At 74.5% G+C, this 13,811-nt stretch carries 12 protein-coding genes; 3 read left to right on the top strand and 9 right to left on the bottom strand.

From position 1 onward, the window contains the following. Positions 1-49: 49 nt before the first annotated feature. From CRV15_RS19050 to CRV15_RS19035, 4 genes are all read right to left on the bottom strand, one after another. Positions 50-943: an ABC transporter permease gene (locus tag CRV15_RS19050; protein ID WP_003960531.1), complete on the bottom strand. Its 894-nt coding sequence runs from the start codon at positions 941-943 to the stop codon at positions 50-52. Between the two features lie 109 nt (positions 944-1,052). Continuing rightward, positions 1,053-1,949, bottom strand: a complete 897-nt coding sequence (locus CRV15_RS19045) for an ABC transporter ATP-binding protein (RefSeq protein ID WP_003955734.1) — start codon at positions 1,947-1,949, stop codon at positions 1,053-1,055. Beyond that, on the bottom strand, positions 1,946-2,443 hold the full coding sequence (locus CRV15_RS19040) for a MarR family winged helix-turn-helix transcriptional regulator (protein ID WP_003955733.1): 498 nt from the start codon (positions 2,441-2,443) through the stop codon (positions 1,946-1,948). Before CRV15_RS19040 ends, CRV15_RS19045 begins: the two co-directional genes overlap by 4 nt. Before the next feature lie 244 nt (positions 2,444-2,687). After that, entirely contained in the window at positions 2,688-2,918 is a 231-nt protein-coding gene (locus tag CRV15_RS19035) for a hypothetical protein (protein ID WP_003955732.1), read from the bottom strand. An 86-nt stretch (positions 2,919-3,004) separates the two neighbouring features. Between CRV15_RS19035 and CRV15_RS19030 the strand changes: the two genes are divergently transcribed. Next, on the top strand, positions 3,005-3,280 hold the full coding sequence (locus CRV15_RS19030) for a hypothetical protein (RefSeq protein ID WP_003955731.1): 276 nt from the start codon (positions 3,005-3,007) through the stop codon (positions 3,278-3,280). A gap of 83 nt (positions 3,281-3,363) precedes the next feature. Next, positions 3,364-3,843: a hypothetical protein gene (locus CRV15_RS19025; protein ID WP_003960534.1), complete on the top strand. Its 480-nt coding sequence runs from the start codon at positions 3,364-3,366 to the stop codon at positions 3,841-3,843. Here CRV15_RS19025 and CRV15_RS19020 read toward each other — a convergent pair. The 3 genes from CRV15_RS19020 to CRV15_RS19010 form a co-directional block, all read right to left on the bottom strand. Next, positions 3,807-4,778, bottom strand: coding sequence for a hypothetical protein (locus tag CRV15_RS19020; RefSeq protein ID WP_003960535.1), 972 nt, complete (start codon positions 4,776-4,778; stop codon positions 3,807-3,809). The genes CRV15_RS19025 and CRV15_RS19020 overlap by 37 nt on opposite strands. A gap of 156 nt (positions 4,779-4,934) precedes the next feature. Further along, positions 4,935-5,987 (bottom strand): NAD(P)-dependent alcohol dehydrogenase, encoded by a 1,053-nt coding sequence (locus CRV15_RS19015; protein WP_003955728.1) that lies wholly within the window; start codon positions 5,985-5,987, stop codon positions 4,935-4,937. 111 nt (positions 5,988-6,098) lie between these two features. Then, complete coding sequence (locus CRV15_RS19010; RefSeq protein WP_230864119.1) at positions 6,099-7,949, bottom strand: acyl-CoA dehydrogenase family protein; 1,851 nt, start codon at positions 7,947-7,949, stop codon at positions 6,099-6,101. Positions 7,950-8,169: 220 nt separating this feature from the next. Between CRV15_RS19010 and CRV15_RS19005 the strand changes: the two genes are divergently transcribed. After that, entirely contained in the window at positions 8,170-9,066 is an 897-nt protein-coding gene (locus CRV15_RS19005; RefSeq protein WP_009996245.1) for an AurF N-oxygenase family protein, read from the top strand. Between the two features lie 458 nt (positions 9,067-9,524). On the opposite strand, the gene CRV15_RS19000 is transcribed toward CRV15_RS19005, so the two are convergent. Further along, positions 9,525-10,385 (bottom strand): ABC transporter permease, encoded by an 861-nt coding sequence (locus CRV15_RS19000; protein ID WP_003955725.1) that lies wholly within the window; start codon positions 10,383-10,385, stop codon positions 9,525-9,527. After that, positions 10,382-13,132, bottom strand: a complete 2,751-nt coding sequence (locus CRV15_RS18995; protein WP_003960537.1) for an alpha/beta fold hydrolase — start codon at positions 13,130-13,132, stop codon at positions 10,382-10,384. The genes CRV15_RS19000 and CRV15_RS18995 overlap by 4 nt, the downstream gene beginning before the upstream one ends. Positions 13,133-13,811 lie beyond the last annotated feature (679 nt).

Here is a 13,811-nt window from a genome sequence, read left to right as displayed (position 1 = left end):
ACGCCCCGACCGGGGGTCCGTCCGCCGACGGGCGGGTGGGCGTACGCCGTCAGCGGGCCAGGCGGCCCATCAGGGCGGAGGCGCAGGCGATGCCCACGGCCGCGGCGAAGCAGAGCACGGCGAAGTCCAGCGGGAGATGGGCCGGGGTGCCGATGAGCAGCCCCCGCAGGGCGTCGACCTCGTAGCTCAGCGGGTTGACCTTCGCGACGGCCTGGAGCCAGCCCGGCATCAGGGCCAGCGGGTAGAGGGCGTTCGAGGCGAAGAAGAGCGGCATGGTGATCGCCTGGCCGATGCCCATCAGCCGGTCCCGGGTGAGGACGATGCCCGCGATGCTCATGGAGAGACAGGAGAAGAACGCCGACCCGAGGACGACGGCCACCACGACGCCCGCCAGCTTCAGGGGGTTCCAGGTGAGCGCCACGCCCAGCACGGCGGCGATGAGGACGACCACCGCCGCCTGGATCACCGCCTTCACCCCGGACGCGAACGCCTTGCCGGTGACGAGGGCGGCTCGCGGGGTGGGTGTCACCAGCAGTTTGCTGAGGACGCCCGCGTCCCGCTCCCAGATGATCTGGATGCCGTAGAAGATGGCGATGAACATCGCGGACTGGGCGATGATCCCGGGCGCGAGATAGTCGAGATACGGCACCGGGCCGGTGGGGATGGCCCGGATACGGGTGAAGGTCTCGCCGAAGATCAGCAGCCAGAGCGCGGGCTGCACCGCCCGGGTGTAGATCTCGGTGCGGTCGTGGCGCAGCTTCTGCAACTCCACGGTGCACAGGGCGGCGATCCGCGAGGGCAGCGCGGCCCAGCCGGGGCGGGCCCGGGGGGCCGAGAGCAGCAGACCGGGGGCGGGTGCGGGCTCCGGGGCGGCGGGCGCGGAGGCGCCGTCGGCGGAGGCCGGTGCCGGCCCGGGGGCCGGTGCCGTGGCGGCGTCGGACACCGGGGCGTCAGTGGCCGGTGGTGCGTCCGGGGCCGGTGGTGACCCGGGGGCCGGCCGTATACGGTCCGGGGCTCCCGGGGCGGGGCCGCCGCCGCCCGGGGCGACCGTCTCAGCCGAGCCGGGATGCCGTTCGGCGGGTGCTGCGCACATCGCGGAATCCACCTCCCGCGTGATCGTCGTCGAGGCCGCTGCCCGCGTGGTGGCGGAAGACGTCCTCCAGCGTGGCCGTCCCGGACGCCGCCGCGCCGGTGTGCCGCCGCAGCTCCCTCAGCTCCTCCTTGAGCTGTGCCGGTGTGCCGAGCGCCCGGATGCGGCCCAGGTGCATCAGGGCCACGCGGTCGCAGTACTGGTCCGCCTCGTCCATGTAGTGCGTGGTCACCAGCACGGTCATGCCGGTGGCCCGCCGTACGTCGGTCAGCCGGGCCCAGACGCTCGTCCGGGCGATGGGGTCGAGCCCGATGGTCGGCTCGTCCAGGATGAGCAGCCGAGGGGCGCTGACCAGGGCCTGGGCGAGTTCGAGACGGCGGACCATACCGCCGGAGTAGGTGCTGACCAGGCGGTCGGCCGCGTCCGTGAGACCCACGGCGGCCAGGGCCTCGTCCACCCGGGGGCGGCGTTCGCGGCGCGGTACGTCGTACACCTTGGCGAAGAGACCGACGTTCTCACGGCCGGTGAGCGAGCCGTCGGCGGAGAGCTGCTGGGGGACGTAGCCGAGCAGCCTGCGCACCGGCATCCGCTCCCGGGCGACGTCGTGGCCGAAGACCCGGATCATTCCGGCGGGCACCGGGAGCAGGGTGGTGATGGCCCGGATCGCGGTCGTCTTGCCCGCGCCGTTGGGGCCGAGGAGGCCGAAGACCTCGCCCGGTTCGACGGTGAAGTCGACGCCGTCGACGGCGCGGGTCTCGCCGAAGCGGTACGCGAGATCGGTGCACTCGATCGCGGCGGCGGTGCCGGTGGGGTCCGCGGTGCCGGTCGCTCCGGTGCCGTGGTCGGTACGGCGGGTCATCGGGCCGGTGCCTCCTCTCCTGTGGTCCGCGCGGAGGAGTCCGCTGCGGCGGCCTCCTCGTGGAGGTGCGCCGCCAGGGCGCGCAGGGCGGGCAGCGCCGCGGCGAGCGCCGTCCGGTCGGCCGGGCCGAGCCGGGCGAACTGCCGGGCGAAGAGCGCCGCCCTGCGGTCCTCCCAGACCGTGAGCCTGCGGTTCGCCTCGGGGGTCACGCTGAGCAGGACCGCCCGTCCGTCGCGTGGATCGGCGGCCCGTTCCAGCAGCCCGAGGGCGGTGAGCTGGTGGACGAGGGTGGAGACCGAGTTGCCCGCGAGACGCAGCTCCCGGGCGGCGGCGGAGACCCGTGTGCCGGGGCTGGCCCGCACCAGTCGCAGCAGTTCGACCTGGGCCCCGCGCAGCGGCGGCCCGGTCAGCCCGCCGCGCAGAATTCTGCGGGCCAGACGGTTGATCCCGACCAGCAGCATCCCCAGCTCCGCACTAGGCCCCATTTCAGCCATATGCCTATTTTAATGCCGTTTACCTCTCAGTGAGAGTCAAAGGGGGAAACCCCGTGCCGGGCGGCGCCCGACCGCCCGCGGCACGGCCCTCGCCGCCCCCGCGGCGGCGTGCCGTCATGCCCCGGAAGCATCCATGATCCAGAAGCGGCGCGCTCCCCGGGCGTTCCGGGACGCCTACCGCGCGGCGCTCGGGGTGCTGCCCGGGCAGAAGCTGGTCCTCCTCACCACCACCCGGGGCGAGGGCTCACTCCTCGGCGGCGCGCCCGACACCGTGCGGCGGATGGTCGCCGAGCTGCCGCGCGACGCGTACCGCTGTGCCGCCGCCGTCCATCCCAACGCCTGGTACCACCACGGCGGTCACCAGCTCAGATCCTGGCTGGAGCCGTGCACCCGCGGTGGGCTGGTGCTGCCGCACCCCGCCGGGGACACCTGGAAGGCGGCCCTCGTCGCCGCCGACGCCTTTGTCGGGGACCACGGTTCGCTGCCCCTGTACGCCGTCGCGCTGGGGCTGCCGGGGCTCCTCGCCTCGTTCGACTCCCCCGGGTCGCGGCGGACTCGCCGATGGCCGGGCTCGGCGCCGCCCTCCCCCGGCTGGTACCGCACCGGCCGCTGCTGCCCCAGCTCGAACGGGCCCTGCGGGAGCACCGCGCCCCCGGCGGCACGGATCTCGTCACCTCCTGCCCGGGTGAGGCGCTCGCCCGCTTCCGGCGGCTGTGCTACAGCAGACTCGGGCTGGCCGAGCCCGCCTGTCCGGCCGTGCCCCGCCCGGTCCCGCTGCCCGCCCCGCCCCGCCCCGCCCCGCCCCGCCCGCCACCGCAGTCCACCGCTCCCCGCTGACCGAACCGCTGATCGTCGACACGGAGATCGCCGCCGACCCGCAGTCCCCCGGGGACGTCCGGATCTCCGTACGGGGCTACCCGGTGCTGCGCCAGGAGGGCCCGGCGGGCTCCCCCGCGGACGACACCTGGCTGCGGGACCCGCATATGGTGGCCGACGAGGGGGAGCCGGACGGACGGCCGCGGAACGACGCCGATGTCCTCCTGGCCCGGAGCACCCCGGCGAAGGAACTCTTCGCCCGCCACCCCGGCTGCGCGACGGTGGCCGTCCCCCTCCAGGAGGGCGTCCGCGCCGTCCGGCGGCGGGACGGCACGGAGTACACCGCGACCTGGACCGGCGCCGCCCCGTGGGCCGACGCCCCGCTGGCGGCGTCCGCGGTCCACGCCTGGCTCACCCACCGGGAGACCCCGCCCGGGACCACCGGGCCCGTGGAGCTGCTGGTGGACACGGGCGCCGGGATCTCGGCCCTCACCGTCGGCCCCTCCGCCCCGGACCCGGCCGGGCCCCGGCCCCGGGGGACGAAATCTCAGTCCGCGGCGAGGAGTTCGGCGATCTCGTCGTGAAGGGCGACGGGCAGGGTGATGCCCCAGCGGGTGGCGGCGGCGGAGGCCAGTTCGCGGGTCCAGTGCCAGGAGGCGAGGCCCGCCGTGCGGATGCCGGCCGGGTGGGCGGGGGATGTGGTGGCGGTGTGGCGGGCGATGTCGGCGGGGGGCAGGTCGGTCTCCAGGGCGCGGCTCGGGGTGAGCCAGTGGGCGGTGCTGCCGCGCAGCAGCCTCAGCAGCCGGAGCTGTTCGGGGGCGACGACCGTGTGCAGCAGGGCGTGCGCGCGGGCGGTCTCGCCGCGGGCGCGGACGTGGGCGAACATCAGCGTCCAGTTGGTGAGTTCGTCGACGAGCTGCCGGGCGGTGGGCGCCGGGTCGGGCGGCGGGCAGTCGGCGAGGGCCCGGGCCGCGCGGGTGAGGCTGCCGGTGCGGTCCAGGAGGACGGCGCGTTCGGGCTCGGGGAAGTGGATCAGGCCCCGCCAGCCGGCGATCCCGGCGATGCCCCGCCCGGCGGGTTCGATGTGGAACTCGCCGCGCATCAGGTCGTCGAAGACCACGGAGAGAACGCCGTACATATTGGTGTACGCGAGTTTCAGCGGGGCGAGGCGGCCGAGGAAGGCGGGGCCGTCGAAGGCCGCGGGCCCGGCGTCGTCCGCCGTCCCGCCGGTGCCGTCCCCGGCGCGCGGGGACCCAGCGCGCGGGGACCCGTCGCCCAGAACCCCGTCACCCGGGGACCCGTCGTCCGGGGACCCGGCGCACGGGCCCTCGTCCCGTACATACAGATACGCCTCGATGTCGGAGTGCGCGTCGGCCTCGCCGAGGGTCCAGGAGCCGTACAGCAGGACGCCGTCCAGCCGGGGTTCGGCGGCGGCCAGCTCCCGCAGCCGGTCGATCCGGCGGTCCAGCGCCGGGGCGGAAGCGGCGGAGGGGACAGAGGGGACAGGGGGAAGCGTCATGAGGGGGCTCCAGCGGATGGCGGGCACACGGACATCGCCCGGTGGTCCGCACCGGGCGGCTCGGCGGTACTGCCCGCAGGCTCAGGAGACTCCCACGCCCCGCACCCTAGGGGCCGCTCCCCCGGGCGGCCACTTCTTTTCGCGTGCCGCCCCTTCTCAGAGCACCACGACCGCGCGCCCCAGGACGGTGCCGTCCCGCAGCCTCTCGTACGCGAGCGGGGCCTGCTCCAGGGTGAAGGTCTCGGTGAGGGTGGTGACCCTGCCCTCCCGGGCGAGGGCGAACACGTCCAGCAGATCCTGCCGGGTGCCCCAGTAGGGCGCGGTGACGGTCACCCCCGGCCGGGTCGCGCCGAAGGCGACGGGCACGCTCCCCCGGCCGATGCCGAGGAGGGCGATGTATCCGTCGGCCGCGGTGACGGCGGCGGCCAGGGCGGTCGTCTCCGGGGACGCGACGAGGTCGTAGACGGCGTCGGGCCCCTGCCCTCCGGTGAGTTCGTCGAGCGCCGCCCGGGCGCCGTCGTCGGCGACCAGGGTGTGGTGGGCGCCCGCGTTCCGGGCCAGGGCGAGCCGTTCGCCCGTCAGATCGAGGGCGACGATCCGGGCGGGGGTGAGCGCGCGCAGGATCTGCACGGCCAGATGGCCGAGCCCGCCGACGCCGATGACCACCGCCGTACTGCCCGGCGGCAGCTTGTGGCGGCTCGCGCGGATCGCGTGGTACGGGGTGAGCCCGGCGTCCGTCAGCGGCGCGGCCCGCACCGGGTCGAGGCCGCCGAGCGCGACCAGATGGCGGGTGTGGTCGACGAGCAGATACTCGGCCAGCGCCCCGGGGGCGCCAAGACCGGGCGGGTGGATCCCCTGCGCGGGCGCGTACGGGCAGTAGTTCTCCCGGCCTTCCGCGCAGGCCCGGCAGGCCCCGCAGCCCCAGGCGCCGTAGACGGCGACGGCGTCCCCGACGGCCGGCCAGCCCCCGTCCGCGCCCGGTCCCGTCCCGGGGCCCAGGGCCTCGACCACACCGGTCGCCTCATGGCCGAGGGTGACGGGCAGCCCGAACGACAGGGTCCCCGGCTCGGCGTCCATCAGGGTCAGGTCGGAGTGGCAGATGCCCGCGGCGGTGACCTTGAGCAGCACCTGTCCGGGGCCGGGTTCGGGGTCGGGCAGGGTGACCAGTTCGGGGCCCTTGCCCGGGGTGCGGTACTGAACGGCTCTCATGCGGTGTCTCCTCCTGTGGAGGGGCGGCGGGTACGGGTATGCGGGCGGACGTGTCCACGAGGCTCCGGCCCGGGTGCGGGCCGCTCGCGGCGGGGCCCCGGCGCGGGCCCGTCACGGCGCGGTGAGCATCGGCAGGTCCCCCAGGTGTTCCTCGGGCACGTCGAAGGCGTCGGCGATCACCCCGAGATGCGGGGTGAGACCGGCGGTCAGCCGGTCGACCGTATCGGGGATCGCCCGTACCTGTGCGGCGGTGAGATGGCCGTCGGCGAGAAGTTCGCCGGAGCGCGGAGCGAGCGCGTCCAGCAGAAAGAGGGCGCACAGGTCCCGCAGCAGGGAGCGTGTGGGGGCGTGGGGGACCGTGCCCGCGGCGGCGACGAAGGCGTCCGCGGCCAGCAGGGTGGCATGCGCCTCGACGAGTTCGAGCGCGGCGCCTGACGCGTTGTTCCAGCGGCCGAGCGAGTCGCCCGAAGGCCCCGATCTGAGGTTCAGCCGGGCCCGGTGGTGCCAGCGGCCCTCCACCACCGCGAGCAGGTCCCTCAGGAAGACCGGGTCCCCCAGGGCGTTGACACCCTGGGGGACCGCGGTGGAGCGGAGGGACGGTTCGGCAGGTGTATGGCCGAAGATCATCTCGGCTCCCGCCTTGCACCAGATGGCGAGGTTGTCGCCCTCGGCGGTGATGGCCCCGTCGGCGTTGGCGGGATACTCGGCGAGGCCGTTCACCGGGAAGAGGGCCCGCGCTCCGCACCGTTCCCTGGCCTCGATGGTGATCGCACGGGCGTTCCAGGTGATCCACCCTTTCGCGACCGCGACCAGCCGTTCGACGCGGTCCCGGTCGGCGGGTTCATGGTGGACCCAGGTGTCGACGACACTGCGGTGGAGGAAAGTCATCGCATAGGCGGTGGCCAGCGATTTCAGCAGTCTGCCGACATGGCTGCGGTGGGCGGCGAGCGGGATTCTGCTGCCCGCCGTCGGCCCCGAGATCCGGCGGGTATGGGCGTAGCGGACGGCGATGGACAGGGCCGCGCGGCAGCCGCCGAGGGTGCTGGCGCTCATGCAGAGCTTGCCGGTGGTGACCCGGCCGATGGCGTGCAGGAAACGTTTGCGCTGGCTGCCGACATCGGTGTGGAGGACGCCGTCGGGGAGCAGCCGCCCGTGCGGCCCCTGGATGAGGGCGGTGCGCGGGAGCCGTACCCGGTCGAACGAGGTGACGCAGTGGTCGACGGGGCTGCCGATCCGGTCGGGCAGCGGTTCGACGGTGACGCCCGGCAGGGTGCCGTCCGCGTCGGTCAGCGGGACGAGGAAGAGGAAGACGCCCCGGTCCTCGCCGTCCACGCGCAGCCGGGCGGCGACCACGGCCGACTTGGGGCCGCCCGCCGGGCTGGTGTTGGGCATGTACTTCTGCGCGCGTTCGTGCGGTGTGTGCAGGATGAATTCCTGGGCTCCGCGGTCATAGGTGACCGTGGTCTCCAGGGCGGCGGCGTCATTTCCGTGCCCGCGCTCCGTGCAGAGGAACGTTCCTGTACGCGAGAGCGTATGAAAGGGGACGAGATCCCGCTCCGTGGATTCGTCGTCCACCAGGCTGCCCAGGAAGAGGTTGTAGTGGATGCCGGCCACGGTGGCGAGGGCTCCGTCGACCACCGCCGCCCATTCGTGCAGCGCGGCGAGCCCCCGGGGATCACGGGCCAGCTCTTCGGGTGATTCGATTTCCTCATTGAACGCGCGGAGCCTGGCATAGGACAACTCCCAGCGTTCTTCGGTCCGCAGCCCGGAACGGAATCGAAAAGGCTCTGTCGAGATGGTTTTCCGCCACTTCCTATGAGCATCGGCGGAACCGTCCTTGAACAGGACGGCGGTCAGTTCACGTCGGGCAGGCGACGCCGATCCGGTGGCGTCGGCTGAGATGTCGGCACGGGCACAGGCGGGGGTGTCGGCATGGGTGAACACGGCGTTCTCAACGATCATGCGCCCTCGGGGTAATCGCCACCCCTGTCGCTCATTTGAGTGATGATCACCCGTCAGGTCCGTGGGAGTGCCTGGGTAACGGAGATAGCGGGCGAAACGGTCTTCCATGGGCGCTATAAAGACCGTTGCCGGATGGCGACTGCTTTCCACCCGTTCGTCATCACGTCGGATTGTATGACATATTCAGGGGATTGCCATGGCCGTGAAATCACCGGAGAAAATGGCCGGAAACTATATTCTGGGGGATCGTGAAGAGACGGCCCGGCGCCTTCTCGACGCCAGCGCCCGGCACAGCTTCGACCCGGACCGCGAGCTGGACTGGGACGCCCCCTTCGTGGAGGGAAAATGGTTCTGGCCGCCGGAGCTGATCTCCCTCTACGACACTCCGCTGTGGTGGGCGATGGACGAGGAACGACGACAGCGGCTGGCCCGGGTCGAAAGCGCGTCACTCGCCTCGATCGGTATCTGGTTCGAGATCGTGGTCATGCAGTTGCTGCTGCGGCATATCTATGACAAGCCGGTCACGAGCAAGCATGTCCGTTTCGCCCTGACGGAGATCGCCGACGAGTGCCGCCACTCCATGATGTTCGCCCGTTTCCTCGCCAAATCGGAGACGCCCGTCTATCCCGTGTCACCGTTCGTCCAGAATCTCACCCGGGTCTTCAAATCCTGTTCCACCACATCGTGTTCCCTTGTCTTCACGCTGCTGTGCGAGGAGGTCATCGACTGGATGCAGCGGCTGACCTTCCCCGACGACCGGGTGCAGCCGCTGGTGCGCGGCGTCACCCGTATCCATGTGGTGGAGGAGGCCCGGCATGTGCGGTACGCGCGGGAGGAGTTGCGGCGGCAGATGGAGCGCGCGGGACGGCTGGAGCTGCGGGTGACGCGGGCCGTGACCGGGGAGCTGGGCCGGGTCTTCGCCCGGTGCCTCGTCAACTCCCAGGTCTACCCGGACTGCGGACTCGACCGCAGACTGGCCGTGAAGCAGTCCCGCGGCAGCGAGCACCGGCGGGAGGTGCTCCGGGCGGGTGCGGCCCGGCTGAGCGGCTTCCTGGAGGACGTGGGGGCCTTCGACGAACGGGGGCGCAGACTCTGGCGGGCGGGCGGGCTGCTCTGACCGCTCCCCCGTCCGATGCCCCGGGCATCTCCCCGCGCCCTGCCGCTCCCCCGGTGCCCCGCCGTTTCCGCGGCTCCGGCCCGGCGGGCGTCCGCTCCGCCCGCGCGGAGCGACGAAGGCCGGGCGGAGCGGCGGAGGCCGGGCGACCCGGCCGCATTCCGGGTCGCCCGGCCGGTCCTCGCCGCCGGGGGCACCACCGCCGGGGCCTGCGGCCCGGGGCCCGTCTCCACCCCCGCACGGGCGGACGGCCGTACCGGCCCCCTCAGGCTAGTGGCCGAGGCCCTCGGCCACGCGGGAACCCCGCCCGGCGTGGCCGGTCCCGACCCGTCCTCCCGCCGGTCCTCCCGGCCGGCCCCTCGGCCCCCTCGGGCGTCCGGTCCCGTCCCCGGGAACGACGGCGGCCCGGAGTCCGCGGCGGGCTGCCGGGGCTCCGGGCCGGGGTGCGGGCCGCCCCCGGGTCAGGACACGATGTCCTTGCGGGAGAAGTGGCGGAAGGCCAACGCCGTGAACACCAGCGCGTAGGTGAGGGAGACCGAGGCCCCCTGCACCATCCCGCTCCACTCCGCCTGCGGCTGGAGCACGTCGATCCAGTCGAACTGCCAGTGGGTGGGGAGCACCTGGCGCCAGTCGCCGAGCGCCGTGACCGCGTCCAGCACATTGCCGACGATCGTCAGCCCGACCGCCCCGCCGACCGCGCCCAGCGGCGCGTCCGTCCTGGTGGAGAGCCAGAAGGCGAGCCCCGCCGTGGCCAGCAGGGAGACGAGGACATACAGCACGGCGAGGCCCAGCCGGGCCAGGGCGGTCCCGGCGGGGAGCGAACCCCCGGTGGGCAGCTCCAGCGGGCCCCAGCCGTAGGCGACCGTACCGGCCGCCAGGGCGACCAGCGGCAGCAGCAGCACGGCCGCCGCGCTGAAGCCCAGCGCCACCGCCAGCTTGGACCAGAGCAGCCGGGTCCGCGGCACCGGAGCGGCCAGCAGATAGCGCAGCGAGGACCAGTTGGCCTCCGAGGCGACGGTGTCCCCGTGGAACAGCGCCACCGGCACCACCAGCAGAAAGCCCGCCGAGACGAAGAGGCTGGTCGCGGCGAAGTTGGCGGCGGAGGCCGTGGCGGTGTCCATCAGCGTGATCCGGTCGTCGGGCCCGCCGTCGCCGGGCGTCCCGCCGACGGCGAAGGCGGCGATGAGCACCAGCGGCAGCGCCGCCAGCAGCCCGGCCATCACCATCGTCCGCCGCCGCTTGAGCTGCCGTACCGCCTCCACGCGCAGCGGCAGGGTGTGCCGGGCGCGGTAGCCGGGCGCGGCCTCGGTCAGGGTGCTCACGCGGAACCTCCGATCAGGGTGAGGAAGGCGTCTTCGAGACGGCGGTACGGGCCGACACCGGTCAGCGGCACGTCCAGCCGGACGAGTTCGCCGATCAGCGCCGTGGTGGTGGCCCCGTCGAGCCGGACGAGGAGCCCGTCCTCGGTCCGCCGGGCCGAGCCGACCCCCGGCAGCGCGGCGACCTTCTCGGCCAGCGGCTCGGAGATCTCCCCGGCGAGGGTGACGAGCACGGTGTCGCTCTCCCCGGTGATCTCGGCGACCGGCCCGGCCTGCACCAGCCGGCCGCGGTCCATGACGACCAGATGGGTGCAGGACTGCTCGACCTCGGAGAGGAGATGGCTGGAGACGATGACGGTGCGGCCCCCGGCCGCGTACCGGATCATCACGTCCCGCATCTCCCGGATCTGCGGCGGGTCGAGTCCATTGGTCGGCTCGTCGAGGATCAGCAGATCCGGCAGGCCGAGCATGGCCTGGGCGATGGCGAGCCGCTGCCGCATGCCCTGGGAGTAGGTGCGCACGGCACGGGCGAGCGCGTCGCCGAGTCCGGCTATCTCCAGGGCCTCCTCGGCATGGGCGTCGGCGGCGGGGCGGCCGGTGGCGCGCCAGTACAGGTCCAGGTTCTCCCGGCCGGACAGATGGGGGAGGAAACCGGCGCCCTCGACGAAGGCGCCGACCCGGGAGAGCACGGGCGCGCCCGGCCGGATCGCGTGCCCGAAGACGCGGATCTCGCCCTCGTCCGGCCGGATCAGCCCCATCAGCATCCGCAGCGTGGTCGTCTTGCCCGCGCCGTTGGGGCCGAGCAGTCCGAGGACCTGTCCCTTCTCGACGCGGAACGAGAGGTCCCGCACGGCGTAGCGGTCGCTGGCCCCGGCGTAGCGCTTGGCGAGGCCGGTGATCTCCAGCGGGACGTCCGCGCGGCCGGGGTCGGGCGCGGGGGCGGTGGCCCGGCGGCGGGCGGTGAGCAGCAGCGCGGCGGCGAGGGCCGCGCCCCCGGCCGGGAGGGCCCAGGTCCACCACGGCAGCCCGGTGTCCTGGGTGCGCACGGCGGGGGCGGTGGGGACGGCCAGTTCGCCCGCGCCGGTCAGACCCACGGTGTAGCGGGCGGGGGCCACGGGCGACGCGTAGCCGAGGTCGGTCGCGGAGAGCACGAGCCGGAGCCGGTGGCCCGCCTCGACCCGGTGGTCCACGGCGGGCAGGGTGAGTGTGACCTCCTTGCCCGTACGGGCCCCGGTGATCCTGACGGGGGCGACGAGCTGCGCGGGCAGCACCTGCGTCCGCCCGTCGGGGCCCACGTCGTACACCTTGGCGAAGAGCACCGCGTCGCCGGTGGTGGAGGCGACCTTGACCCGGACCCGCGGCGAGCCGGTGATCCGCAGATCGTCCGGCAGCGGACGGGAGTCGAAACGGGCGTGCCGCCCGGGGACGTCGGTGGCGAAGCCGACCCCGAGGGAGGAGAACTGCCCGAGCGCGCCGCTGATGCCGGGGACGGCGGAGACGGCGGGCGGGGCGGCCCCGGCGGGGTTGGAGAAGCGCTGCTCGCCCGCGGTGAGCGGGATGTTCCGCACCCCGCCGTGCAGACCGGGGTAGCGGTCGTCCCAGGCGCCGCGGAGCACGGCGTGGCCCTCGCCGGAGTCGAAGCCGCCGGTGCGGCTGACGCGGAACGCGGGGCCGGGGTCGGCGCCGCGGTCCCCGTTCAGATGGCGGTCGAACCAGGCCGTGACCCGGTTCTCGATCCGCCGCTGCTCCCGGTCGCCGCCGTCGTGGCCGCCGGAGATCCAGTCGACGGCGACGGGTGCGCCGTTGGCCTTGATCCGCTGGGCCATGGCGTCGGCGTGGGAGAGCGGGAAGAGGGAGTCGGACTGGCCCTGGACGATCAGGGTGGGGACGGCGATGCGGTCGCCGACGGCGGAGGGGCTGCGGCGTTCGAGGAGGGCGCGGGCGGCGGGGTCGGGCTCTCCGGCCACGGCGACCCGTTCGTACATCGCGCACAGTTCGGCCGAGAAACGGCCGCAGCCCTCGGGGTCGGCGGGGGCGTCCGCGCCGGTGGCCGGGGCGCCCGTCGCGGCGCGCGGCGCGCCCGGCGGGTCGGCGACACCGGGGGGCGGTCCGGTCGGGCCGGTGGGGCCCGCCGCGCCCGCGGTGAAGAAGAGGCCCGCCCAGAGTTTCTTGAAGACCCCTTCGGGGAAGAGCGCGTCGGCGAGGTTCCAGTAGGTGATCGACGGCGCGATGGCGTCGACGCGGCGGTCGTGCCCGGCGGCGAGCAGCGCGGCGGCTCCGCCGTAGGAGGCACCGGCGACGCCGACCCGGGGGTCGCCGTCGGCGTCGAGCCGTACCTCGGGGCGCCGGGCCAGCCAGTCGAGCAGCCGGGAGACGTCCTTGACCTCGTGGGCGGGGTCGTTGAGCCCGATCCGGCCGGTGGAGGCGCCGAAGCCGCGGGCGGACCAGGTGAGGACGGCGTAGCCGTCCCGGGCCAGCCGTTCGGCCTGCTCCCTGACGTCGTCCTTGCTGCCGCCGAAGCCGTGTCCGATGAGGACGGCGGGTCTGCGGCGGTCCGGGTCCCCCGAGGTGAAGAACGAGGTGTCGACACCGGCTCCCGGCATCTGGTGCACCCGGTCCTCGCGGTGCACCGCCGGGGCGTCGCCGTCGGCGACGGCGGTCCATGTGCCCGCTCCGGCGAGCACCGCGAACGCGGCCGTCCCGGCGAGCCATCGGCCCCGGCGGCGGGGCCGGGGGATTCGGATCTGCATGGGGGCAACCTTAAGCGGGGCGCCTGTGGGGGCGGTGGGCCCCGTGCCCGGGCCCCGTGGCCGTACCGCGCACGGGCCGGGCCGAGGGGACGGCTGCCGGGCCGCGGACGCCGGGCCGCGGGGCGGACGCCGGGCCACGGGCGTGGCCTCGTGCCGGGACACCCGCACCCGACAGCGGCCGTGGCTTCGCGGCGGACGCCGGGCGGCGGGCAGCGGGCAGCGGGCAGCGGGCAGCGGGCAGCGGCCGTAGCTTCGCGGCGGACGCCCGACAGCGGCGGCCACGGCCCCGCGGCGGACGCCCGGCACCGGGCGTGACCTCATGCCGGACGCCGGGCATGACCTCGCAGCGGACACCGGACGCCCGACAGCACCGGCCCGTGACCCCGCGGCGGACACCCCGCCCGCACCGGCCCGTGTACGGTCCGGGCGACAGCGGCGGCGCCCCACCGCGCGCGGGGCCGGGAGTGTGCGCCCGGGTGCGGAGCGCGGGGCGGCGGGGCACGGCGGGGCCGGACGCGGTCCGGCGCGGGCTGTGTGGCCAAAACGCCTCGGCCGGTGGCGTCGGTGACACGGTGTCCCCAGACAGACTCTTGTGTCATGTCTCATGTCAGGAGACAGTGTTCGACGCGTCCGGTCGCTCCGGGTATCCCGCACCACCGGTACGCCGAGGCACCGCGCG

Origin of the sequence: Streptomyces clavuligerus (genome assembly GCF_005519465.1) — a bacterium.
Classification (GTDB): Bacteria; Actinomycetota; Actinomycetes; order Streptomycetales; family Streptomycetaceae; genus Streptomyces; species Streptomyces clavuligerus.
Note: the sequence above shows the minus strand (reverse complement) of the source record. Positions and strands in the feature narration are given on the sequence as shown.